This window comes from Ectorhizobium quercum, assembly GCF_026552795.1.
In the GTDB taxonomy this organism is placed as follows: domain Bacteria; phylum Pseudomonadota; class Alphaproteobacteria; order Rhizobiales; family Rhizobiaceae; genus Ectorhizobium; species Ectorhizobium quercum.
Map to the genome: position 1 here is coordinate 57,832 of NZ_JANFPI010000011.1, position 22,368 is coordinate 80,199.

Here is a 22,368-nt window from a genome sequence, read left to right on the forward strand (position 1 = left end):
GGGTGTGCTTCAGCGTCCCGGCCGCCCTGTCTTTCCTTTGGTGCGTCCCTTTCGCTTCTGGTCGCCGGGGTCCTCGTAGCTGCCGGTGCCGACCTTGCCGCGAACCAGCGGGCGCGGATCGTCTCCGGTTGCGGGGGTCGTGTCGCGCTTCTTCGTGCCGATGCTTTCCGCCGGACGTGCGGGCAGGTTGTCCGCCGCCATCGGCTTTTCCGTGCGGCCGACGGTCATCTCGTCCAGCGTGTTCTTGCGGAACAGAGGCTTGGCCGTATCGGTGCCCGGCCCCATGTCGTCCAGGGACGGTTTGGCGAAGTAACCCTTTTCCGCCTCGGAGGGCGCGGGGGCAGCACGCTTGCGTTCCTGTCCGCGCGCTTCCTCCCTGGCCAGCGGATCGTCCATCGTGGCGAGTTCGGCGGCCTTGAGGCGCTTGATCTCGTCGCGCAGGCGGGCGGCGGTCTCGAAGTCGAGATCGGCGGCGGCATCGCGCATCTGCTTTTCCAGCGCTTCCAGATGGGCCTGGAGATTGTTGCCGACCAGATGGCCGCCATCGGCATAGCCCTTGCCGGAAACGCCGGAAATATCGGCCCTTACGTGATCACGCTCATAAACCGAATCAAGAATGTCGGAGATTTTCGCCTTGACCGATTCCGGCGTGATGCCGTGTTCGGCGTTGAAAGCCATCTGCTTTTCGCGGCGGCGGCCGGTTTCCTCCATCGCGCGTTTCATCGAGCCGGTGATATTGTCGGCATAGAGGATGACCTTGCCGTCGACATTGCGCGCCGCACGGCCAATGGTCTGGATGAGCGAGGTCTCCGAGCGCAGGAAGCCTTCCTTGTCGGCATCAAGAATGGCGACGAAACCGCATTCGGGAATGTCGAGGCCCTCGCGTAGCAGGTTGATGCCGACCAGCACGTCGAAGGCACCGAGACGCAGGTCGCGGATGATCTCGATGCGTTCCAGCGTGTCGATGTCGGAGTGCATGTAGCGCACGCGCACGCCCTGCTCGTGCAGGTATTCGGTCAGGTCCTCGGCCATGCGCTTGGTCAGCACGGTGACGAGGGTGCGATAGCCTTTCAATGCCGTGTCGCGGATTTCGCCGAGCACGTCGTCCACCTGCGTGCGCGCCGAGCGCACTTCCACCGGAGGGTCGATCAGGCCGGTCGGGCGGATGACCTGTTCGGCGAAAACGCCGCCGGCCTGCTCCATCTCCCAGTTGCCTGGCGTGGCGGAAACCGCGACGGTCTGCGGCCGCATCGCGTCCCATTCCTCGAAACGCAGCGGGCGGTTGTCCATGCACGACGGCAGGCGGAAGCCGTATTCGGCCAGCGTCGCCTTGCGGCGGAAGTCGCCGCGATACATGCCGCCGATCTGCGGAATGGTGACGTGGCTTTCGTCGATGAAGATCAGCGCATCGTCGGGAATGTATTCGAACAGGGTCGGCGGCGGCTCGCCGGGATTGCGGCCCGTGAGATAGCGCGAATAGTTCTCGATGCCAGCGCAGGAGCCAGTCGCCTCCAGCATTTCGAGGTCGTAGCGGGTGCGCTGCTCCAGCCGCTGCGCTTCCAGCAGGCGGCCGGCCTTCTCCAGTTCGGCCAGACGGTGCTTCAGTTCTTCCTTGATCGACTTCGTCGCCTGGTTGAGCGTCGGGCGCGGCGTCACATAGTGCGAGTTGGCGTAGATCTTCACCGATTTCAGGTCGCCGGTCTTCTTGCCGGTCAACGGATCGAACTCGGCGATGGACTCGATCTCGTCGCCGAACATGGTGATGCGCCAGGCGGCATCCTCAAGGTGGGCCGGGAAGATCTCGATCGTGTCGCCGCGCACCCGGAAGGAGCCGCGCACGAAGTTGATGTCCTGCCGCTTGTATTGCTGGGCCACGAGGTCGGCCAGAAGCTGGCGCTGGTCCAGCCGGTCGCCGACATTCATCTGGAAGGTCATGGCCGTGTAGGTCTCGACCGAGCCGATACCGTAGATGCACGAGACCGAAGCCACGATGATGCAGTCGTCGCGCTCCAGAATGGCGCGCGTCGCGGCATGGCGCATGCGGTCGATCTGCTCGTTGATCGAACTTTCCTTCTCGATATAGGTGTCCGAGCGCGGCACGTAGGCTTCCGGCTGGTAATAATCGTAGTAGGAAACGAAATATTCGACCGCGTTGTTCGGGAAGAAGTTCTTGAACTCGGAATAGAGCTGGGCGGCCAGCGTCTTGTTGGGCGCGAGGATGACGGCGGGGCGCTGCGTTGCCTCGATCACCTTGGCCATCGTGAAGGTCTTGCCCGAGCCGGTGACGCCGAGCAGGACCTGGCTGCGCTCGCCGCTGTCGATGCCTTCCACGAGGTCGCGGATCGCCGTCGGCTGGTCGCCGGCGGGCTGGTAGTCCGACACCATGCGGATCGGAATGCCGCCCTCGGATTTTTCCGGGCGGGCGGGACGGTGCGGCGTCCACAGCTTGCCGTCCTTGAACAGCGGGTTGCCGCTTTCGATCAGTTTCGAAAGGGCCTCGACCGTGGCGGTGACGGCGCCCTGGGCAAGCTGTCCCGCATCTTCCAGCGAGACGTCGATGCCGGCGACCGGGTTGAGGCCGGCGGCGGCGCGCGTCTTCGGGTCGGACGAGCCGCCCATCGACGTGCCGCGGGCGCTCTTCATGGAAACGGATGTCTTCTCGGCGTGCTGGCGCGCGGCGTTCTCCACCTTCTTGCGGTGCTTGCCGGCCTTGGAAGCCACCTCGCTGCGGCTTTCGACGGTGGACGCCTCGGCGCTTTCCTCCAGCTGCTTCAGCCAGTCGGAGACGTTGCCTTCATAGGGCGCGCCTTCGAATTCGGCCTGCGGCGCTTCTTCGAAGCCCTTGGGAGCGGACGGTTTCTTGGGTGATCTAGCCATGTCCGGAATATGGAGGGAGTCCGGCCCAAAGAAAAGGGGAGTGGGTACAAAACGGCAACATTTATCGAAGGAAGCCGCCCGCCGGGCGGCTTCGGGCGTCAGGCTTCTGGCGGGAGCGGCATCGGATTGCGGTTTTCGTCCATCGCGACCATGATGAAGGTGGCGCCGGTCACTTTCTCTAGGCCGCCGTAGCGCATGCGGTGGACCCAGGCTTCGACGCTCAGGGTCAGGGACGTGCGCCCGGTGCGTGCGATCTCGGTATAGATGCTCAGCGTGTCACCGACCTTCACCGGTTTTTCGAACGTCATTTCCTTCACGGCGGCGGTGACGACACGACAGCGGGCGCGTTCGCCGGCGCGGATGCCGGCGGCAAGGTCCATTTGCGACATGACCCATCCGCCGAAGATGTCGCCGGCAGGGTTGGCGTCGGCCGGCATGGCGAGGGTCCGCAGGGTCAGTTCGCCCGAGGGAGGGGCCGTTTCTGTCATTGTGTATTTCCTTTGATGGCGGGAGTGGAAAGGGACGGGGCCCAATCGTTCCCTACCTTTTACTTTGACATGAGGCAAGAAACCTGCCTGCCCGAACCGGTTCGGGCCGGACGGTTCAAGCGCGTAGCGGAGGGAAACCGGAGCCGCCTGATCCGGCGCATCGGAACGGGTTTCGAGGGGGTGGGAAGGTTCTGTGCCCTTTTTTCGTCAGCGTGCGAAAAGGCACCGACATGCGGTAAAGGGAACATTTACGTTTCGTTTCCTATAATTCGTCCGGGGTGTGCGGGAAGCCGGGAGACCGGCGGAAACGGTTTGGTATGGCGTATTGTTTCTCACCCTGGCGTTTTGCCGCCGCCCTGACACTTTCCACGGCGCTTTCGGCCTGTTCGACCGATGCGTTGATACCTCCGGGCACGATCGATGGTTCCACCCGCGTCGGCGCGATCGCGCCGCCCGCGCAGCCGCAACCGGGCGCGCCGCAGCCCGCGGCGACCATTCCCGTCGAACCGGCCGCGGAATCCTATGGCGCGCCCAATGGTCTCCACTCCGCCTCTGTTCCGCCGGCCAGCCCCGAAGACGGGATCAACATGGACGAGGGGCTCGGCGTCGCCGGGGCATCCTCCGGCGGCGATCCCGTGGTCGGGCTTGCGGAAGAACAGGCCGCCGGCATTGCCGAGGGCAATACCAGCCAGCCGGTCGTCGACGGAATCGGCACCGATACGCCGGTTCTGGTCCGGCAGCCGGTCCAGCCGATGCCGCCGGCTCCGCAGTCCGTTCCCGTCGAAAGCGAGGGCAGGCAGGTCGCCATGCTGCGGCCCGGCAATCCCGTCATGCGCGACGTGCCGTCCTCCGGCGGGACCGCGGATGTCATGCCCGCCGCCGAACAATCCTGCCGGGCGCAGTTGCGCCGCATCGGCGTCACGTTCCGGGACATACCGCGCATCGATCAAGGCGGGAGCTGCCGGGTGGATTATCCCATCAAGATCACGGGACTCCCGGGCGGCATCGGGGTCAACGAAACGACGCTCAACTGCCAGGTGGCGCTTGCCTTCGCGCAATGGGTGAAAGGGGAAGTCAACCCGTCGGCGCGGGCGCGCTATCTTTCCGGCGTGGCGAAGATCCAGACGATGGGCGGCTATTCCTGCCGCCGGATGAATTCGCGCTCCAGCAACCCGTGGTCCGAACATGCGCGCGGCAATGCAATCGATATCGGCAAGATCGTCCTGAAGAACGGCAAGGAAATCGACGTGCGCAAGAAGGGTTTCTTCGCCTTCCGGGAGAAAGGGCTTCTCAAGACGGTCCGCAGCGACAGTTGCCGGTATTTCAGCACGGTGCTGGGACCGGGCAGCGATCCCGACCACTGGAACCATTTTCATTTCGACCTGCGCACGCGCAAGTCCGGCTATCGGCACTGCAACTGAACGGATTCAGTCGCGCAGGCGCAGCTCGTCGGCCTCCATGCGCAGGGAGCCGAGCGTTGACAGGAAGCTCATGCCGAGAAGGCTCTGCTCCAGCCGGTCCTTCGTGGCGACCAGCGCCGGCACGTTGCGGCGGGTGATGGGGCCGAGCGACACCTGCGCCAGCCTGACCGGGGCCGCGCTCGCCAGGCCGTTGGCCGTCCGCACGGTCGCCGAATAGGTCAGGTTGTCCGGATTGAGGCCGGCGGCAAGCGCGTCTTCCCACGAGAGCGAAATGGCGCTGGCGCCGGTATCCACGAGAACGGAAATGGCCTGGCCGTTGATCTCCACCACCGCCTCGAAATGACCGTTCATCGACTTGTGCAGGATGATCTCGGTCGTCCCGTCGGCGCCGCGCGAGATGACGGACTGGCCGGGAACGAGCGCCGCGAACACGCGGTCGCCGAGCGAGCGGAAATCGCCGCGGTAGAGCCACAGGACGATCAGTGCGAGAATGATGACGAGCCAGATGGCCAGGTCGCGGGCCACCTTGCCGAACGTATAGCGGCGGCTGATGAGAATGCCCGCGCCGATTACGGTCGTGAGGGTCAGGAGGCGCATGAGTTCGGCAAACCGGTCGTTGTCGACGCCGAACGTTTCTCCCGCTCCGTGATTGAAGATCAGCAGCGCAAGGCTGACGGCGAGAATGAGCAGGCCGATCGTGTAGCGGTTCATCTTCCGGCCTGCCCGCGGGATGCCTCATGCCGCGCAAGGTGGCGTAGCCGTTCGGCGAGCCCGTCCATGATGGAGAGGCGCTCGGCGTCGTCGTAACGGCTCCAGGCGGCGATCTCGTCTATCGTGCGGCCGCAGCCGATGCACCAGCCGGTGCGGGTTTCCATCTGGCAGATGCGGATACAGGGTGTTTTCATGGCTGGCTATAGTACATGACTTCAGGCTGTAAGCGAAAATGCGAGAAGAACGGCTATTTCGCCGATCTGTTCCACCGCTCCGATCGTGTCTCCGGTATGGCCGTTAATCCGCCGCGCGGCAAGACGTGTCATGGCAAAAGCGGCGATCCCGCCGAGCGACAGGGCGAGAAAAAGTGCAGGCAATCCGAAAACGGCGATCACCGGAATGCCGGCCAGCACCGTGCCGATGGCAAGCGCCCGGGCCGTGCCGGCCAGATCCGGCTGGCCGGCGGAGGTGGCGAGCCCCTGTTCTCGGGCCGGAGGCAGGGCCTGCCAGTGGGCGACCATCAGGGTTCGGGCCAGCGTGCCGGAGGCGGGCAATGCGAATGCCGCGGCAAGCGGCGGCAGATGCATGGCGACGGAGGCCAGCATGGCGGCCCGGAGCGCGAAGGACATGAAGAGGGCGATAGCGCCGAAGGTGCCGATCCGGCTGTCCTTCATGATGTCCAGAACCTCTTCGCGCGACCTGCCGCCGCCGAAGCCGTCGGCGCAATCGGCAAGGCCGTCCTCGTGCAGGGCGCCAGTCACGAGCGCCTGAAGCGAAAGCGCGAGCAGGGCGGCGACCAGAGCGTCGGTGCCGAGCGTCAGCATCAGCCAGAACAGGAGGGCACCGGGAAGGGCGACGAGAAAGCCCGCCACCGGAAAGGCGTGGGCAATCGCGCCCATCCGCCCGTCGAAACCGTCGAAGACGCGGCCGGGAACGGGGACGCGGCCGAGGAAGGCGCAGGCGACCAGAATATTCCGCAGAAACGAGGGCATTGTCATGCAGTCGGGGCCTCTTTGCAGTTGTTCGCGCCGCTTTCCCTGAGTATGAGAGCGGTTCTGATCGGGTCGACTCGTGAGAGACGTCCCGAAATGCCGCCTTCGGCCGATGGGAGCCGCATCGATCCCGTCCGGCAGCGGCCCTAGAGATTGCCGATCCGCGAGCGGAACACAAGGAACTTGATGAATGAGCGTCACCGGTCTGCCTTTTGACGATTTCCGTATCCTGATCCGGGACCTGCCGGGCCATGACGTGGCTGCGCTGGCCGCCGCGCGCGCGCGCAACCGGCAGCTCACCAAGCCTGAAGGCTCGCTCGGCCGCCTCGAGGAAATCGCCATGTGGCTTGCCGCATGGAGCGGACGGACGCCCGCCGTCAACCGTCCGCTGGTCGCGGTCTTCGCCGGCAATCACGGCGTGGCGCGTCACGGCATCACGCCCTATCCGGTGGAGGTGACGCAGCAGATGGTCGAGAACTTTGCCGCCGGCGGCGCCGCGATCAACCAGATCTGCGCGACCTACGATCTCGGCTTGAAGATTTTCGACCTGGCGCTCGATTATCCAACCGGCGACATCACCTGCGAGGAGGCCCTGTCCGAACGCGACTGCGCCGCGACGATGGCGTTCGGCATGGAGGCGATCGCCGGCGGCACGGACCTGCTGTGCATCGGCGAGATGGGCATCGGCAACACGGCCGTCGCGGCCGCCATCAATCTCGCCCTCTACGGCGGCGAGGCGGAGGACTGGGTGGGGCCTGGCACCGGCTCCCACGGCGAGGTTCTGGAGCGCAAGATCGCGGCGGTGAAGCAGGCCGTCGCGTTCCATAAAGACCATCTGTCCGATCCGCTGGAAGTGCTGCGCCGCCTCGGCGGCCGCGAAATCGCCGCGATGGCGGGTGCGATCCTCGCCGCCCGCATGGAGAAGATCCCCGTGCTGATCGACGGTTATGTCGCAACCGCCGCAGCCGCCATCCTCAAGGCCGCCAATCCGGCGGCGCTCGACCATTGCCTGATCGGTCATGTCTCGGGCGAGCCCGGCCATATGCGCGCCATCGAGCAGCTCGGCAAGACGCCGCTTCTGGCGCTGGGAATGCGTCTGGGCGAAGGAACGGGCGCTGCCCTTGCGGCCGGCATCGTCAAGGCGGCCGCGGCCTGCCATTCCGGGATGGCGACCTTCGAGCAGGCCGGCGTCGCCAACAAGGGCTGACGGGAGAAGAACCGCATGGGCGAAGAGCCGGTGAACAAGAAAACGGGCTTGCGGCATATGTTTTCCGCGCTCCGCTATTCCCTTCAGGGCGTGGGCCGGCTGCTGGGCGAGCAGGCGTTCCGCCACGAGCTGATGGCTTTTGCCGGCGGTCTTGTGCTTCTCGCGCTGGTCGGGGCAGGCCCTTTCAGCTTTCTCGGCTTCACGATCCTGATGCTATTGCTTTTCGCGGTGGAAGCGCTCAACACGGCCATCGAGGAGATCGTGGACCGCGTGTCTCCAGAGATTTCTCCCGTGGGCAAGCACGCCAAGGATCTGGGGTCCTTCGCCTGTTTCTGCCTCATTCTGGCAAACGGGATCTTCCTCGTCTGGGCAGTTTTCTTCGGATAGGCGACGTGCTCAGGCGAAGCTTCGGCGGCGGCGGTTGACGGCCTGCGCCTCCTCGACGGCGGGCATGCTTTGCAGCACGCGCCCGGCGGGCAGGACGGCGATGGCCTCGGTGCCCTCGCGTAGCCTGGACTTCAGCAGGAACTGGCCGCCGTGCTTGGCGAGGATCGCCTGAACGATCGGCAGGCCGAGGCCGGTGCCCTGTTCGGCGCTCTTGATGGCGACGGAGCCCTGGCCGAAGGCGGACAGCACCACCGGGATCTCTTCTTCGGCGATGCCGGGTCCGTTGTCCTTGATCGACACATATTGCCCGCCGCTGGCCGTCCAGCCGACCTTGACGGTGATTTCGCCGCCGTGGGAGGTGAACTTCACCGCGTTGGACAGCAGGTTCAGGATGACCTGGCGCATCGACTTTTCGTCGGCCCATATCTGCGGAAGGGAGGGTTCGAACTGTTCGGCGATGGTGATGTTCTTGCCGCGGGCGCGAAGCTGGATCATGCCGATGCAGTCGTCGGCGATTTCGAGCAGCGACACAGCCTCTTCCTGAAGGTCGTACTTGCCGGCCTCGATGCGCGACAGGTCGAGAATCTCGTTGATGAGGTTCAGCAGGTGCTGGCCCGAATTGTGGATGTCGCGCGAATATTCCTTGTACATCGGATTGTTCAGCGGCCCCAGCACTTCGGTCGCCATGACCTCGGAGAAGCCGAGAATGGCGTTCAGCGGCGTGCGAAGCTCGTGCGACATGGAGGCGAGGAAGCGGGATTTCGCAAGGTTCGCCTCCTCTGCGCGCCGCCTCGCCTCGTCGGAAAGCGACTTGGCGACCTCCAGCTCGGCGATGAGGTCGTCCTTCTCCGACTGGAAGGACAGCAGCTTGAGATTGGCGTTGTAAAGGCGGTTGCTGATGTAGATGAAGAAGGCGATGGCCGTCACCGTCAACGCCGCCAGCGGAATGTCGTTCATGTTCCGGTTGACGGCGAGATTGCCGAGCAGCGCGACGGCAACGGGCAGGAAAGTGAAGACGAGGCCGAGCCTCAGGAGCCCGTTGGTCATCGCCGTCAGCGAGACGGCGACCAGCATCACCGCGCCTTTGAAAAAGGTGAAACCGTCGCCGCTGACGCACTGGGTACACTGCATCAGCAGAAGAAAGGCCCAGTTGCAGCCCATGACGAACTGGCCGGCGAGGAAGATCCGCTGCCATTTGCGCACCCTCGGCAGCGTCATGTCCCGGCGGTCCGCACGGCGGGCGAGCACGGTGATGACCGAATGGGTGCTGAGCGCGAGGAAGGCCCAGCCCAGAAGCGTGAGGTCGCCGCTGAGATAGAAGCCGACCGCCGTCGCCAGCGTGATGAAGAGCGGCATGATGGTGGCGCTCTGGAGCAGGGAGCTGACGTGCATCACCATCATTTCGCGGTCGAAGCCGCGCGCGCCGTCCTGACTGGATTGCAGCCGCTCGCGCGTCGCGCGCACAGCCTTGGAGACGGCACGGTTGCGATTCCCACGCGAAAGATCGACAATGTTCTTGTCGGCGGTTGTGCTCACGCCCTGCACCATAATCCGAGTACGTCTGCTTGCAGTTGCAACAAGGGTAAACCGAAATCCTTAAGAAGATGCTGCCGGCAAGAATTTGTTTGCCATGCCGCAGGCGCGTTTCGCCGGGCGGACGAGGCTTCGCTAAACTGCGTCGCGAAAGGGCAGGCGCGGATGATTCGCAGCCTGCAATGCGGGCGGGCCGGCATGCGGAAACTGATCTTTACGTTACGGGATGCCGTTACGGCTATTGCCTTCGTGATCCTGGCGGCATTGATCGTGGCCAAGCTCGACGAAGGTTCGACCGAACGTCTTTCCGGGCCGTTTCGCGCCACCGACGGCGATACGCTGTCCCGCGACGGCAAACGCTACCGGCTGGAAGGCATCGATGCGCCCGAACGCACGCAGACCTGCGGCGGTGCGGATGCAGTCTGGCGTTGTGGCGAAGCCGCCCAGGCGGCGCTGCGGGAACTCGTTTCGGCAGGCGGCGTTGAATGCACGGGCCGCTCGAGGGATCGTTACGGGCGTCTTCTCGTCGTCTGCCGGTCCGGGGGACGCGATCTCAATGGCGAAATGGTGCGGCAGGGCATGGCCATTGCCTATGGCCGGCCGGAGGTGGATTATCGGCGCGAGGAACAGGAGGCGCGGGCGGCGCGGCGCGGCGTGTGGAGCGGCGATTTCGACCGGCCGCAGGATTGGAGGCGCATGAACGGCAGCGTGGCCGATGGCGGTTTCGACTGGCTTCGAAGCGCTGTCGGGCGGCTTTTCGGTTTCGACACGGGACACGAATGGGAGGATTGAGAGATGAAGCTCTATGATGCGGCCCGGGCGCCGAACCCGCGGCGGGTGAGGGTGTTCCTGAAGGAAAAGGGATTGACCGTGGAGACGGTGACGGTCGACATGGGCGCGATGGGCCATCGTTCGCCCGAGATCACAGCCATGAACCCGTTGCAGCAGCTTCCGCTGCTCGAATTCGAGGACGGTTCGGTCCTGACCGAATCGGTCGCGATCTGCCGTTATTTCGAGGAACTGCATCCCGATCCGCCGCTCTTCGGCAGCGGCGCGCGCGAGCGCGCATTCGTGGAAATGTGGAACCGCCGCGTCGAGCTGAACCTGATGGCCTCGGTGGTGGCGGCCTTCCGGCATCTTCATCCCGGCATGTCCGCCTGGGAAGTGCCGCAGGTGGCTAAATGGGGCGAGGCCAACAAGCCGAAGGCGCTTGCCTTTCTGGCGCTGCTGGACAAGGAACTGGAGGGACGCCCCTTCATCGCGGGCGAAAACTATTCCATCGCCGACATCACCGCCATGATCGCCTTCGATTTCATGAAAGTCGCCCGCATCGCCTGTCCGGAAGAGCACGAGAATGTGTGGCGCTGGTATCGTTCCGTTTCCGCGCGACCTTCGGCTTCGGCATGAGCGTGACAGGCGGTGTGGTGATCGCCGAGGGCGGGCAGGACGCGTCACGCCTGGCGGATCTCAGGCGTCTTGCCGGCGAGATCGCCGCATGCCGCCTGTGCCGGGACGCACCGTTGAGGGGGCCGGAGCACAGGCTTCCCCACGAGCCCTTGCCGGTCGCGGTCCTTTCCTCGACCGCCCGCGTCCTGATCGCCGGTCAGGCGCCGGGCCTGCGGGTCCATAACAGCGGCCTGCCGTTCAACGATGCGTCGGGCGACCGCCTGCGGTCGTGGATGGGCGTGTCCTGCGAAGCGTTCTACGATCCCGCCCGCTTCGCCATCGTGCCGATGGGGCTCTGCTTTCCGGGCTACGACGAGAAGGGGCACGATTTGCCGCCGCGGCGGGAATGCGCGCCGTTCTGGCGGCAGCGGATCATGGATGCCATGCCGCAGATCGAAGTCGTCCTGGCGATCGGGCAATATGCGCAGGCGTGGCATCTGGGAAGCGGGCGCAAGGCGACGATGACTGAAACGGTTGCGGCGTGGAGAACATATTTTTTCTCGAACACCGGACCCCGCGTTTTGCCGCTGCCGCATCCGAGCTGGCGAAACACAGCATGGTTGAAGCGCAATCCGTGGTTTGAGGAGAATGTCTTGCCCCAGTTGCGGCTAACGATAGAAACGCTTTGTTTTTAAAAAACCATTCTTTGAATCTATAAGATATGGGCTATAAATCGAAAAATATTCTCATGGAGTCACCATATGGATCGCCTTGACCGAAAAATCCTGCGGCTGTTGCAGGAAGATTCCACGTTGGCCGTCGCGGATCTCGCCAAGAAGGTGGGGCTGTCGACGACGCCGTGCTGGCGGCGCATCCAGAAGATGGAGGAGGATGGCGTGATCCGTCGCCGTGTCGCGCTGCTCGACCCGGTAAAGGTCAACACCAAGGTGACGGTGTTCGTGTCCATCCGCACCAACAGCCACTCCATCGAATGGCTGAAGCGCTTTTCCGAAGTGGTGGGCGAGTTTCCCGAGGTCGTCGAGTTCTATCGCATGAGCGGCGACGTGGACTACCTGCTGCGCGTCGTCGTGCCGGACATCGCTTCCTACGACGCCTTCTACAAGCGCCTGATCGCCCGGATCGAAATCCGCGACGTGTCGTCCGCGTTCGCGATGGAGCAGATCAAGTATACCACCGAACTCCCGCTCGACTACATGATCCTCGATTCCCAGAAGTCGGGCGAGGATTGAGATCGCCGCTCCGGTGCCTGCGGGAACCGGGGCGGCTCGCCCTCGATCCCCGCGGGCGGGAGGTCATGCCAGGCGGGCGATGACGAGATAGCCGGGGGTCGGCTCGCCGTCCTGCATCCGCACGTTGATGTCGGTGATCTCGACCAGCTCGAAGCCGGTTTCGGAAAGCCGCTGGCGGATATAGTCCGCCGAATGGGCGAAGCGCTGGTGCGGCCCGACCATGTAGGGCCGTCCGGCCATGATGTCGTCCGGAAGGGTTTCCGATGAGAAGATGAAAAGGCCGCCCTGCACCATGTTTTCCGCCGCGCCGAAGAACAACGGCTCCAGTGCCCCGAGATAGGGCAGGACGTCGGTCGCGGTGATCAGGTCGAAGGGCTCGTCGTCATTGTCTTCGAGAAAGTCCTCGACTTCCGCGACGTAGAGCGTGTCGTAGAGGTCCTTCTCATGGGCGATCTCGACCATGTTCTCGGAAATGTCGAGGCCGGTGATGTCGTCAGCCATATCGCGCAGCGTGCCGCCGGTCAGGCCGGTGCCGCAGCCGAGGTCGAGCATGCGCCTGAACGGGCCGAGGCCGAGCGTCTGGAGGCGCTGGCGCACCAGAACCGGCACGGCATAGCCGAGCTGTTCGACGAGAATGTCCTCGAAGGCCTCGGCATGCTGGTCGAACAGGGTCTCGACATAGGCATCCGGCGCCCGGGTCGGCGTGTCGCCACGGCCCATCGCCGCAATCCGCACCGCCGCGCCGCCGTGATCGTCCGGGTCGAGCGCAAGCACGTCCTCGTAGGCTTTCACCGCGGCGTCGATGTCACCCGCCTTTTCCAGCGACAACGCGCGGTTATAGGCTTCCGCCAGGGCTTCCTCGTCGATCTTCGGCTTGCTCATGGCGCGCACCGCTCCGCTTCTTCGTTATCGCAAAATCGCTGCACATTCCTGCGCGACTTGCTTTAACGGGGCGGGGCGGTGCGCGCAACCGGAGAAAGTCAGTGGAGGATGAATTCTCCCTGGAGCGCGCGCCACTCGCTGGGCGAAATCAGCTTGCGGTGAACGTAGCGGACGGAATGGAGCGGGCCGTCGAGCTTCTCCTCCCAGAATTTCAGGAACGACTTCATTTCCGGAAAGTCCGGGGCGCGGTCGTAGTGCTGCCAAAGATAGGATTGCAGGAGGGACGGATGATCGGGCATGCGATAAAAGATATGGGCGGTGGTCAGGCCATAGCCCTTCAGCATCATTTCCATTTCTTCGTTCATGTCTTGGTTCCCGCTTCTGTTTTTCGCGGCGACGCAGGACGATCCGGAATTCCTGGCTTCCGGCTCCTGTATCCGCAGCCGATGACGGCGTTTCCGCCATCATCAGGGGAACAGCTTAACCTTGACCGGGGCTTGACAAAAAGCAGGAAAATTCATTATTGATCATCAAAAACAATATGTTAGCATCCATCTTCGATGAGTGCTGCCAATGGGTCGCCGTCACCTTTTTAGGTGGCGCGTCAGCCGGGCCTCGATCCAGGCCCAGACGTGGCGCAGCGCCTCGACGATGACGAGATAGAAGATCGCCGCCCACAGATAGGCCTGATAATCGAAGGTGCGGGAGAAGGCGTAGCGGGTTTCGCCCATCAGGTCGAACACCGTGACGATGGACACCACGGCCGAGCCCTTGATCATCAGGATGATCTCGTTGCCATAGGGGCGCAGCGCGACGATCAGCGCCTGCGGCAGGACGATCTTGCGGAAGGTGACGGTTCGCGGCAGGCCGAGGGAGGCCGCGCCCTCGTGCTGGCCCTTCGGCACGCTCTGGAGGGCGCCGCGAAGGATTTCCGCCTGGTAGGCGGCGGTATTCAGCGTGAAGGAGAGCAGGCCGCAATACCAGGCCTCGCGGAAGAACCACCAGAGGCCGACGGATTCGAGCTGCGGCCGGAAGGAGCCGAGGCCGTAATAGATCAGGAAGAGCTGGGCGAGCAGCGGCGTCGAGCGGAAAACATAGACATAGGCGAAGGCAAGGCCGCTCAGCACGGCATTGCGCGACATGCGGGCATAGGCGATCGGAACCGACAGCAGCGCGCCCAGCACGACGGAGAGGGATACGAGCGTCAGCGTCGTCCCCAGGCCGGACAGATAGCGCGGCCCGTAGCGTTCGAACTTGGCGGTATCCCAGCCGCCGACGACCAGGGCGACCAGACCGATCGCCAGCGCACCCCAGAGGGTCAGGACGACGATGCCGGCCAGCCGGGCGCGGTTCATCCGTTTTCCGATGAGGGCCGGGGCCGGGCGCGGCGGGATCATTTCCATCACATGGCTCATCGGACGACCTCCGAGCGGCGGCTCCAGCGGTCGATGTAGCGCAGGCCGAAGGAGGAGAGGATGGCAAGCCCCAGATAGAGGCTACAGGCGATCATGTAGAAGAAGAAGGCTTCCTTGGAGACCCTGGCGGCGACGCCCGTCTGGCGGAGAATATCCGACAGGCCGATGATCGACACGTAGGACGTGTCCTTCAGCAGGATCATCCAGAGATTGACGAGGCCTGGCAGGGCGATCCTGACGAGTTGCGGCAGGATGATGAGCATCATCGTCTTGCCGCGCCGCAGGCCGAGCGCATCGCCCGCCTCGTATTGCCCCTTCGGGATGGCGCGGAACGCCGAAAGCATCACCTCGCCGGAATAGGCCGAATTGACGACGGCGAGTGCGATCATGCCGGCGAGGAAGGCGTTGATCTCCACCCTTCCCCCGGAGCCGAGCATGCCGAGCATCCACTGGATGAGGATCTGCATGCCGTAATAGACGATGAACAGGGTGAGCAGTTCGGGCAGGCCGCGGAAGATGGTGGTGTAGATGCCGGCGGCGAGCCGCAGCGACTTTTCCTCCGACTGGGCGGCGAGCGCCACGAGGAAGCCGATCGTGAGGCCGAGCGGCAGCGTGGCGAGCGCGAGCGAAATCGTCACGCCGACGCCCAGCGCGATTTCGTCGCCCCAGCCGGCGTCGCCGCAGGCGATCAGGGTGCCTTGCCCGAGCAGCGTGAAGATTCCGACAGGCCCGCACAGCGGATCGAACATGCCGAAGAAGCCTCCGAGGGAGGCGAATGCGGACGAAACTCCGTCCATGCAGCTTTTTCCCCTTGGTCGGGCTTCCTGCCCGTTCCGGTTCTTGCAAGTCAAGGAGCGCGGCTGGGCTGTGCCCGCCGCGCCCGGTCGTCCTTATTCGCCGTAGACGTCGAAGTCGAAATACTTGTCCTGGATTTCCTTGTACTTGCCGTTGGCGCGGATGGCGGCGATGGCAGCGGTGAACTTGTCGGCCAGTTCCGTCTCGCCCTTGCGCACGGCGATGCCGGCACCCTGTCCGTTGATCTCCTCATCGACGGGAAGGGTGGTCAGGATCTTGCAGCAGGCGCCGGCGTCGGACTTCACCCATTCGGAGAGAACGACGACATCGTCGACGACGCCGTCGATGCGGCCATTGGCGATGTCGAGCTTGTACTCGTCAGCCGTGGGGTAGAGCTTGAGGTCCGCGTCGGGCATGTGTTTTTCGGTGTAGTTGGCATGGGTGGTGGAGGCCTGCGCGCCCAGCGACTTGCCCTTGAGGCTTTCCTCGGATGCGTCCTGGATCGGGGAATCCTTCGGAACGGCGATGGCGGGCGGGGTGTTGTAGTATTTCGCGGAGAAATCCACCTGTTGCAGACGCTCGGGCGTGATGGACATGGAGGCGATGATCGCGTCGAACTTCTTGGCCTGCAAGGCCGGGATGATGCCGTCCCAGTCGTTGGTCACGAAGGTGCAGCTTGCCTTCATCTCCTCGCAGAGGGCCTTGGCGATGTCGATGTCGAAGCCCGTCAGCGTACCGTCCGATTCGAGGCTGTTGAAGGGCGGATAGGCGCCTTCGGTGCCGATCACCAGATTGTCTTCGGCCATTGCGCTTCCAGCGAACATGGACAGGGCAGCGACGGAGGCCGCGGCAAGAAAACGGATGGAGCTACGCATGTTGATCCTCTCTGTTGGTCGTCCGCACGGCCGGCTTTCGAGCAGGTATTTTACCGCATGGACAAAATTCGCCTCGGGAGTGTGTTCCGGGGTATGGGGAATAGTCGCATCGTTTTCAAGCAAAAAGCAACCGGATTCACTGTCTGCAACCGAGGCGGATCCCGCCCTTAGTCGCGATCCGAGCGGAGCATGGCGATGCTGACCATCGCCGCGAGCGCGCAGACCAGCATTATGGCGATGAACGGCACCGGGCCGGTTTCCTCGGACATGATGGAGGGGGCGATGACCGACAGGGCCGCGCCGAGGCCGAGGGTCAGCGCGCCGCCGAGGCCCGATGCGGAGCCGGCGAGATCGGGTCGCACATTGACCATGCCGGCATTGGCGGAAGGCAAGGCCACGCCGTTGCCGAGCCCCATTAGCACCATCGAGCCGAAGAAGGACAGGGCGGTGAAATGGCCGCTCAGGGCGAAGACCAGCGCAAGGCCGATGCCGAGCAGCGAAATGCCGTTTCCAATGAGCAGCATGCGCATGAGGCCGAGCCGACGCGCATAGCGTCCCGACAGGAAGTTGCCCGTCATGTATCCGCCGGCGGTGTAGAGGAACTGGAGGCCGAGCATACCGGGGGAAAGTTCCAGCAGCGTGGTGCCGACGAAGGGCGCGCCGCCGAGAAAGGAAAAGAAGGAGCCGGAGACGAAGACCGAGATCAGCGCATAGTTCCAGAACTGCCGCGAGGCCAGGAGTTCCGGCCAGACGGCGAGCTGGGCGCGGAAGCTGGCGAGGGGGCGCCGGTTGGTTTCGCCGAGATCGGCGACGACCACGGCAAGCACCGCGACGGCCAGAATTGCGAGCGCGGCGAACGAGGCCTGCCAGCCGAAGGTTTCGCTGAGCAGGCCGCCGGCGGCGGGTCCGAACATCGGCACCAGCGCCATGCCCATCGTCACGTAGCCGATCATGGAGGCTGCCTGCTCGACCGGCACCATGTCGCGGACGATGGCGCGCGACAGGACCATGCCGGCGACGACTGCGGTCTGCATCAGGCGGGCGGCGAGGAAGACGGCGATGTGGGTGGACAGCACGCAGACGACGGTTGCGAGGATGAGGATGACGAGGGCGCCGATCATCACCGGCCGGCGGCCGTAGCGATCGGAAAGCGGGCCGATGAAAAGCTGCAATATCGCGGTTCCGGCCAGATAGCCGGACAGTGCGAGCTGCATGACCGCATAGTCGGTGGCGAAATAGGCCGCCATCTCCGGCAGGGCCGGCAGGAAGATGGTCTGGCTCAGCGCCGCGATCCCGGCGATCAGGACGAGGGTGACGATGTGCGGCGGCGTGTTGCGGTCCAGGAACCGGCTGGGCGGCAGAACGGTTTCTTGGCGCATGTGCAGGCCCTTATTGCGGAACGGGAACCTTCTGCCGGCGGCGTTTCCGCTCGCGGTAGAAGGTATAGAGGCCCGACGCGATGACGATGGCGGCGCCGAGGAGGACGGGCGGCTCGGGAACGTCGGAGAAGACCAGATAGCCGATGGCCAGCGCCCAGAGAAGGCTGACGTAGCGGAAGGGGGCGACAAAGGAGATTTCGCCGATCCGCATGGAAAGGATGATCGACTGATAGCCCACGAACACGAAGACGGCGGTGGTGGCCAGTTGCAGCGTCATCATCGTGTCCATCGGCTGCCAGCCGCCGAGCACCGGAATGAGGGCGAGGCCGACGAGGGAATTGGTGGAGGCGGTGAAGACGGTGATCGAAAGCGAGGGAATGTGCGACGGGATCTTGCGGGTCACGAGATCGCGCCCGGCGGTGGTGAAGACGGAGAGAATGGCCAGAAACGCGGCGCCGGTAAAGCCTTCCGGGCCGGGCCGGACGATGATCAGCACGCCGATGAAGCCGACGACAATGGCGCTCCAGCGGCGCCAGCCGACCGGTTCGCGCAGGAAGACCGCCGCGCCGAGCGTAACGGCCAGCGGCAGCGATTGCAGGATGGCCGAAATGTTCGGCAGGGGCATCTGGTTGAGCGCCATGAGAAAAAGGACCGTCGAGGCGATCTCGAAGGCCGACCGCACGAGCACCATCGGATGCAGCATGTCGCGAAGGGGCGCCAGTGCCCCGGCGTAGCGGGCGATCGCGTAGACCAGAATCGTCGTCAGGAGACCGCGCATGAACATGATCTGGCCGATGCTCAGGTCGAATGTCAGCAGTTTGACGATGGCGTCGTTGCAGGTGAACGCAGCCATAGCGAGCGCCATGAGGGCGGCACCCCTGGAATTGAGCGACAGAGACATGGAGGCGAATCCCGATATATCGCCCATTCCCTAGCCGATAAGCGAGGGGGCCGCCAGTACGGTTGCCTTGAAAAAAGGCAATATGCCTCCGTTCATCCCCCGGTGACGTTCATGTGGCGGGCAATTTTCGGCTTCGACGCCCCCCGGCCGATCACGAAATCGTGCCCCTTCGGCTTCAGCGCCACGGCGGCGTCGATGGCGGCGGAAAGCGTGGCCGCGTCGGAGCCGGGCGCGCGCAGCACGTCGCGCAGGTCGGCGGCGTCGTTCTGCCCGAGACAGAGGTAGAGCGTGCCGGTGCAGGTCAGGCGGACGCGATTGCAGCTTTCGCAGAAGTTATGGGTGAGCGGCGTGATGAAGCCGAGCCGCCCGCCGGTCTCCCCGACGCGGACATAGCGGGCCGGTCCGCCGGTGCGGTAGGCGAGGTCGGTCAGGGTGAATTCGCGCTCCAGCCGCGCGCGGACGGTGCTGAGCGGCAGGTAGCGGTCGGTTCTGTCCTCGCCGGTCTCGCCCATCGGCATGGTCTCGATCAGCGTCAGGTCCATGCCGCGCCCGTGCGCGAAACGCAGCATCGGCACCAGCTCGTCCTCGTTCTGGCCCTTGAGCGCCACGGCGTTCAGCTTCACCGCGATGCCGGCGTCGAGCGCTGCATCGATGCCGGCCATCACCTTGGCGAGGTCGCCCCAGCGGGTAATGGCCCTGAACTTCTCCGGGTCCAGCGTGTCGAGCGAAACGTTGATCCTTCTGACGCCGCATTCGGCCAGTTCCTTCGCGTAGCGCGCAAGCTGGGAGCCGTTGGTGGTCAGCGTCAGTTCATCGAGCGCGCCGCTGTCCAGATGGCGGGACAGGCTGCGGACGAGGTTCATGATGTTCTTGCGCACCAGCGGCTCGCCGCCGGTCAGCCGCAGGCGGCGCACGCCGCGGGCGACGAAGGCGGCGCACAGGCGGTCGAGTTCTTCCAGCGTCAGGAGATCCTGCTTGGGCAGGAATGTCATGTTTTCCGCCATGCAGTAGGTGCAGCGGAAGTCGCACCTGTCGGTCACGGAAACGCGCAGATAGCTGATCGTGCGGCCGAAGGGGTCGATGATCGGGCCGGTAGCCGGTAAATGTTCTGCGGGGGCGAAAAGCCCGGCGGCCATGCTGTTCAAGCGAAATACCTCACGCATTCCATTGTGGGGTCCGGATTGACGGCGGTCAAGGCTGCCACTCCGCCGGACCAGGTCCGGATGCGTATCCTCGTTGGTTTCAGGGCGACTAGATGCTCGAAATCCGGTCCGTTGGCAATGTCCGGCGTAAAACCGCTTCACACATTCGTTTGATTTGCTCTAAGACCGGCATGCGATGATCGACATGAGGAGTGACCGATATGAGCGGCGTCTGGCCCACCGAACTGCGCGTGTCCCGGGATCGGCAGCGGCTGACCGTGACCTTCGACGACGGCAAGACCTTCGACCTTTCCGCCGAGATGCTGCGGGTCCTGTCGCCCTCGGCGGAAGTGCAGGGGCATGGGCCGGGGCAGGGCGTGACGGTTCCGGGCAAGCGCAACGTGCAGATCCTCTCGGTGCAGCCGACCGGCAATTACGCCGTGCGCATCGGTTTCGACGACATGCATCAGACCGGCATCTACACCTGGACCTATCTGCGCGAACTCGGCGAGAAGGGAAGCGAACTTTTCGCGGACTACGAGGCGGCGCTCGCCGCCAAGGGCATGAGCCGCGACGTGGCCGAAAAGCCCCGCTAATGCGCTTTTTCTAAAGCGTTTTTTCCCACTCCTGCAACCGCTGGATCATCGCCTCCATCGTCTCGGCGATGATCGTGCAATGGTCCGACGGGGTCGGCGACAGGACGGCGTCGATCAGGGCGGTCTGGATCGCCATCGCCCTTTCCGCGGTGTGGCGTCCTGACTCCGTCAGCCGAAGACGCAGGACGCGCCTGTCTCCCGGGTCTCCGTATCGCGCAATCAGGCCGCGCTTTTCGAGCTGCGGCAGCGTCATGCTCATGTTCGAGCGTCCGACGAGGAGCTTGCGGGCAAGGTCCTGCTGCGTCAGGCCCTCGAAACGATAGAGGTTCACCAGAACGTCGAGATGCGGCGGCTTGAGGCCGAGGGGCGCCAGCGCCCGGCCGAGCGCCGACTGCATGGTCTGGCAGGCGCGGCCGACGGCAATCCAGCTGCGAAATCGGGGGTGATCGAACGGACGGGATTGATTTTCAGCCATGTCTGACCTTATAAATGTTCAGTATTGAACAATATGGTAGCGCGCCATGCCGGATTTTGCAAAGAAGGTTCTGCGGCTGACCTTTTCGGTCGCGAGTACGGTTTCGCCGCGCGGTGCCGGCAAGCTGGCGTTCCGGGTCTTCAGCCTCGCTCCCTCGCGTTTTCCCAAGGGGGAGCGGGCGCGATCAGTTTTCGCTGAAGGCGCGGGACGGCTTTCCCGGGCCGAGCCGAGGACGATTTCGACGCCGCACGGCAAGGTGATGACCTACCGGCTTGCGCCCCCCAACGCTGCCGCCGGGCCGTCCGGCGGCGGTCGCCATCTCGTCGTGCATGGCTGGGGCTCGCGCAGCGAGTATATGGCGGCGCTGGCGGAAGGCGTGGCGAAGGCGACGGGCGGGGAGGTGATCCTTCTCGACTTTCCCGGTCACGGCGCGTCCGGCGGACGGTTCCTCGACATGCGCCTCGCCGTCGAGGCGATCACCGAGGTCGACAGGACATTCGGCCCGTTCGACGGCGCGGTCGGTCATTCCTTCGGCGGCGCCAGCCTGATGGTGGCGGCGTGCCGGTTCCTGCCGCAGTTTCCCGCGTTCACGCCCGGCCGCATGGCGCTGATCGGCGCGCCGTCGGAAATGGACGGCATATTCCGTTATTTCTCCCAAAAGGTCGGCCTGCCGGCGCGCGCGCAGCCGCATCTGGAGAAGGAGGTGCGGCGGATCACCGGGCGCAGGAGCGGCGATTTCGACATCGCGCGGGCAGGGCAGGATCTGGACCTGCCGGTTCTGGTGGTCCATGCCGAGGACGACAAGGAAGTGAGCGCCGACCATGCCCGCCGCTATGCGGCGCTCGGGGAAAACGTGCAGCTCGGCTGGGCGAACGGCTACGGCCACCGCCGCATCGTCGCCGCGCCGCCGGTCATCGATCTCGTCTCCTCTTTCCTGCGCAGGGATGGGGCTGCGGAGATTGCCGAAGCGGGATGACATCGCCGTGTCATGAAGGGTATATTATATGGAGCGCTTGCACGGGGGAGCACATCCATGAGCATCATTCGCACGATCGATGAACTGCATGCGCTTTACGGCGTGCCCGGCGAGGCGGCTCTGGTCAAGGTGCGGCCGGCGCTGACGGCCGAATACCGGCGGATGATCGAGGCCTCGCCCTTTCTGGCGCTCGCGACCGTCGGCCCCGAAGGGCTCGACTGTTCGCCGCGCGGCGATGACGATTCGGTGGTGCGGATCGCGGACGACAGGACGCTGCTTCTGCCCGACTGGCGCGGCAACAACCGGGTCGATTCGCTCGCCAACATCGTGCGTGATCCACGCGTCGCGCTGATGTTCCTGATACCCGGCTCGAACAGCGTTCTCAGGGTCAACGGAACGGCGGTCGTGTCCGTCGATCAGGCGCTGCTCGAAAGTTTCGAGGTGGATGGCAGGCATCCGCGCAGCGTGGTGGTGACGACCATCGGCGAGGTCTATTTCCAGTGCGCCCGCGCCGTGATGCGGGCGGCGCTGTGGAACCCGGAACGCGCCGTGCCCGCCGACAGTCTTCCGAGCGCCGGCGAGATGCTCAAGGGCGCCAAGGCGGATTTCGACGCAGAGACCTATGATCGGGAATGGCCGGAAAGGGCACGGAACAGCATGTGGTGACGGCGGCGTCGCCG

At 64.5% G+C, this 22,368-nt stretch carries 25 protein-coding genes; 10 read left to right on the forward strand and 15 right to left on the reverse strand.

The genetic code is table 11. The features are described 5' to 3' along the window. Positions 1-9: 9 nt before the first annotated feature. Positions 10-2,877 (reverse strand): excinuclease ABC subunit UvrB, encoded by a 2,868-nt coding sequence (gene uvrB / locus NOF55_RS22140; RefSeq protein WP_306413305.1) that lies wholly within the window; start codon positions 2,875-2,877, stop codon positions 10-12. A 98-nt stretch (positions 2,878-2,975) separates the two neighbouring features. After that, complete coding sequence (locus tag NOF55_RS22145) at positions 2,976-3,365, reverse strand: acyl-CoA thioesterase (RefSeq protein ID WP_306413306.1); 390 nt, start codon at positions 3,363-3,365, stop codon at positions 2,976-2,978. Positions 3,366-3,682: 317 nt separating this feature from the next. Here NOF55_RS22145 and NOF55_RS22150 point away from each other — a divergent pair, with 317 nt between their 5' ends. Further along, positions 3,683-4,786 (forward strand): extensin-like domain-containing protein, encoded by a 1,104-nt coding sequence (locus tag NOF55_RS22150; RefSeq protein ID WP_306413307.1) that lies wholly within the window; start codon positions 3,683-3,685, stop codon positions 4,784-4,786. 6 nt (positions 4,787-4,792) lie between these two features. Here the strand turns inward: NOF55_RS22150 and NOF55_RS22155 are convergent, their stop codons facing one another. Genes NOF55_RS22155 through NOF55_RS22165 form a run of 3 tightly spaced genes read right to left on the reverse strand, consistent with a single transcriptional unit; the run spans position 4,793 to position 6,495 of the window. Further along, positions 4,793-5,497, reverse strand: a complete 705-nt coding sequence (locus NOF55_RS22155; RefSeq protein WP_306413308.1) for a TIGR02281 family clan AA aspartic protease — start codon at positions 5,495-5,497, stop codon at positions 4,793-4,795. Then, complete coding sequence (locus NOF55_RS22160; protein ID WP_306413309.1) at positions 5,494-5,691, reverse strand: DUF1289 domain-containing protein; 198 nt, start codon at positions 5,689-5,691, stop codon at positions 5,494-5,496. Before NOF55_RS22160 ends, NOF55_RS22155 begins: the two co-directional genes overlap by 4 nt. A 21-nt stretch (positions 5,692-5,712) precedes the next feature. Next, on the reverse strand, positions 5,713-6,495 hold the full coding sequence (locus tag NOF55_RS22165; RefSeq protein ID WP_306413310.1) for an adenosylcobinamide-GDP ribazoletransferase: 783 nt from the start codon (positions 6,493-6,495) through the stop codon (positions 5,713-5,715). A gap of 184 nt (positions 6,496-6,679) precedes the next feature. On the opposite strand from NOF55_RS22165, the gene cobT reads away from it, so the two are divergent. Continuing rightward, a complete protein-coding gene (gene cobT / locus NOF55_RS22170) occupies positions 6,680-7,696 on the forward strand; it encodes a nicotinate-nucleotide--dimethylbenzimidazole phosphoribosyltransferase (RefSeq protein ID WP_306413311.1) in 1,017 nt (338 codons plus the stop codon). 15 nt (positions 7,697-7,711) lie between these two features. Continuing rightward, a complete protein-coding gene (locus tag NOF55_RS22175) occupies positions 7,712-8,083 on the forward strand; it encodes a diacylglycerol kinase (protein ID WP_306413312.1) in 372 nt (123 codons plus the stop codon). A 9-nt stretch (positions 8,084-8,092) separates the two neighbouring features. Here the strand turns inward: NOF55_RS22175 and NOF55_RS22180 are convergent, their stop codons facing one another. Then, positions 8,093-9,631 (reverse strand): sensor histidine kinase, encoded by a 1,539-nt coding sequence (locus tag NOF55_RS22180; RefSeq protein ID WP_306413313.1) that lies wholly within the window; start codon positions 9,629-9,631, stop codon positions 8,093-8,095. Between the two features lie 183 nt (positions 9,632-9,814). On the opposite strand from NOF55_RS22180, the gene NOF55_RS22185 reads away from it, so the two are divergent. The 4 genes from NOF55_RS22185 (at position 9,815) to NOF55_RS22200 (ending at position 12,252) form a co-directional block, all read left to right on the forward strand. Next, on the forward strand, positions 9,815-10,408 hold the full coding sequence (locus tag NOF55_RS22185) for a thermonuclease family protein (protein ID WP_306413314.1): 594 nt from the start codon (positions 9,815-9,817) through the stop codon (positions 10,406-10,408). A 3-nt stretch (positions 10,409-10,411) separates the two neighbouring features. Further along, a complete protein-coding gene (locus NOF55_RS22190; protein WP_306413315.1) occupies positions 10,412-11,023 on the forward strand; it encodes a glutathione S-transferase family protein in 612 nt (203 codons plus the stop codon). Further along, positions 11,020-11,697, forward strand: a complete 678-nt coding sequence (locus NOF55_RS22195; protein ID WP_306413339.1) for a uracil-DNA glycosylase family protein — start codon at positions 11,020-11,022, stop codon at positions 11,695-11,697. Before NOF55_RS22190 ends, NOF55_RS22195 begins: the two co-directional genes overlap by 4 nt. Before the next feature lie 66 nt (positions 11,698-11,763). Further along, the gene (locus tag NOF55_RS22200; RefSeq protein WP_306413316.1) at positions 11,764-12,252 is read left to right on the forward strand and encodes an Lrp/AsnC family transcriptional regulator; all 489 of its coding nucleotides are present in this window, start codon (positions 11,764-11,766) and stop codon (positions 12,250-12,252) included. 63 nt (positions 12,253-12,315) lie between these two features. Here NOF55_RS22200 and NOF55_RS22205 read toward each other — a convergent pair whose 3' ends face one another. The 8 genes from NOF55_RS22205 to moaA form a co-directional block, all read right to left on the reverse strand. Further along, positions 12,316-13,134: a class I SAM-dependent methyltransferase gene (locus NOF55_RS22205; RefSeq protein WP_306413317.1), complete on the reverse strand. Its 819-nt coding sequence runs from the start codon at positions 13,132-13,134 to the stop codon at positions 12,316-12,318. 98 nt (positions 13,135-13,232) lie between these two features. Next, positions 13,233-13,499, reverse strand: coding sequence for an usg protein (locus NOF55_RS22210; protein WP_306413318.1), 267 nt, complete (start codon positions 13,497-13,499; stop codon positions 13,233-13,235). Between the two features lie 219 nt (positions 13,500-13,718). Then, complete coding sequence (locus NOF55_RS22215; RefSeq protein WP_306413319.1) at positions 13,719-14,549, reverse strand: ABC transporter permease; 831 nt, start codon at positions 14,547-14,549, stop codon at positions 13,719-13,721. Further along, entirely contained in the window at positions 14,546-15,346 is an 801-nt protein-coding gene (locus tag NOF55_RS22220; RefSeq protein WP_306413320.1) for an ABC transporter permease, read from the reverse strand. Before NOF55_RS22220 ends, NOF55_RS22215 begins: the two co-directional genes overlap by 4 nt. Before the next feature lie 93 nt (positions 15,347-15,439). Then, on the reverse strand, positions 15,440-16,219 hold the full coding sequence (locus tag NOF55_RS22225; protein WP_306413321.1) for an ABC transporter substrate-binding protein: 780 nt from the start codon (positions 16,217-16,219) through the stop codon (positions 15,440-15,442). Between the two features lie 167 nt (positions 16,220-16,386). After that, complete coding sequence (locus tag NOF55_RS22230; protein WP_370869041.1) at positions 16,387-17,598, reverse strand: multidrug effflux MFS transporter; 1,212 nt, start codon at positions 17,596-17,598, stop codon at positions 16,387-16,389. A gap of 10 nt (positions 17,599-17,608) precedes the next feature. After that, the gene (locus NOF55_RS22235; protein ID WP_306413322.1) at positions 17,609-18,499 is read right to left on the reverse strand and encodes a DMT family transporter; all 891 of its coding nucleotides are present in this window, start codon (positions 18,497-18,499) and stop codon (positions 17,609-17,611) included. 92 nt (positions 18,500-18,591) lie between these two features. Then, positions 18,592-19,635 carry a GTP 3',8-cyclase MoaA gene (gene moaA, locus NOF55_RS22240; RefSeq protein ID WP_306413341.1) on the reverse strand — a complete coding sequence of 348 codons (1,044 nt, stop codon included), beginning with the start codon at positions 19,633-19,635 and terminating at the stop codon, positions 18,592-18,594. 227 nt (positions 19,636-19,862) lie between these two features. Here moaA and NOF55_RS22245 point away from each other — a divergent pair, with 227 nt between their 5' ends. Continuing rightward, positions 19,863-20,237, forward strand: a complete 375-nt coding sequence (locus NOF55_RS22245; RefSeq protein WP_306413323.1) for a gamma-butyrobetaine hydroxylase family protein — start codon at positions 19,863-19,865, stop codon at positions 20,235-20,237. A 10-nt stretch (positions 20,238-20,247) separates the two neighbouring features. On the opposite strand, the gene NOF55_RS22250 is transcribed toward NOF55_RS22245, so the two are convergent. Next, positions 20,248-20,712 (reverse strand): MarR family winged helix-turn-helix transcriptional regulator, encoded by a 465-nt coding sequence (locus NOF55_RS22250; RefSeq protein WP_306413324.1) that lies wholly within the window; start codon positions 20,710-20,712, stop codon positions 20,248-20,250. 46 nt (positions 20,713-20,758) lie between these two features. Here NOF55_RS22250 and NOF55_RS22255 point away from each other — a divergent pair, with 46 nt between their 5' ends. Beyond that, the gene (locus tag NOF55_RS22255; protein ID WP_306413325.1) at positions 20,759-21,688 is read left to right on the forward strand and encodes an alpha/beta hydrolase; all 930 of its coding nucleotides are present in this window, start codon (positions 20,759-20,761) and stop codon (positions 21,686-21,688) included. 57 nt (positions 21,689-21,745) lie between these two features. Further along, positions 21,746-22,354 (forward strand): pyridoxamine 5'-phosphate oxidase family protein, encoded by a 609-nt coding sequence (locus NOF55_RS22260; protein WP_306413326.1) that lies wholly within the window; start codon positions 21,746-21,748, stop codon positions 22,352-22,354. The last annotated feature ends 14 nt before the right edge of the window (positions 22,355-22,368 follow it).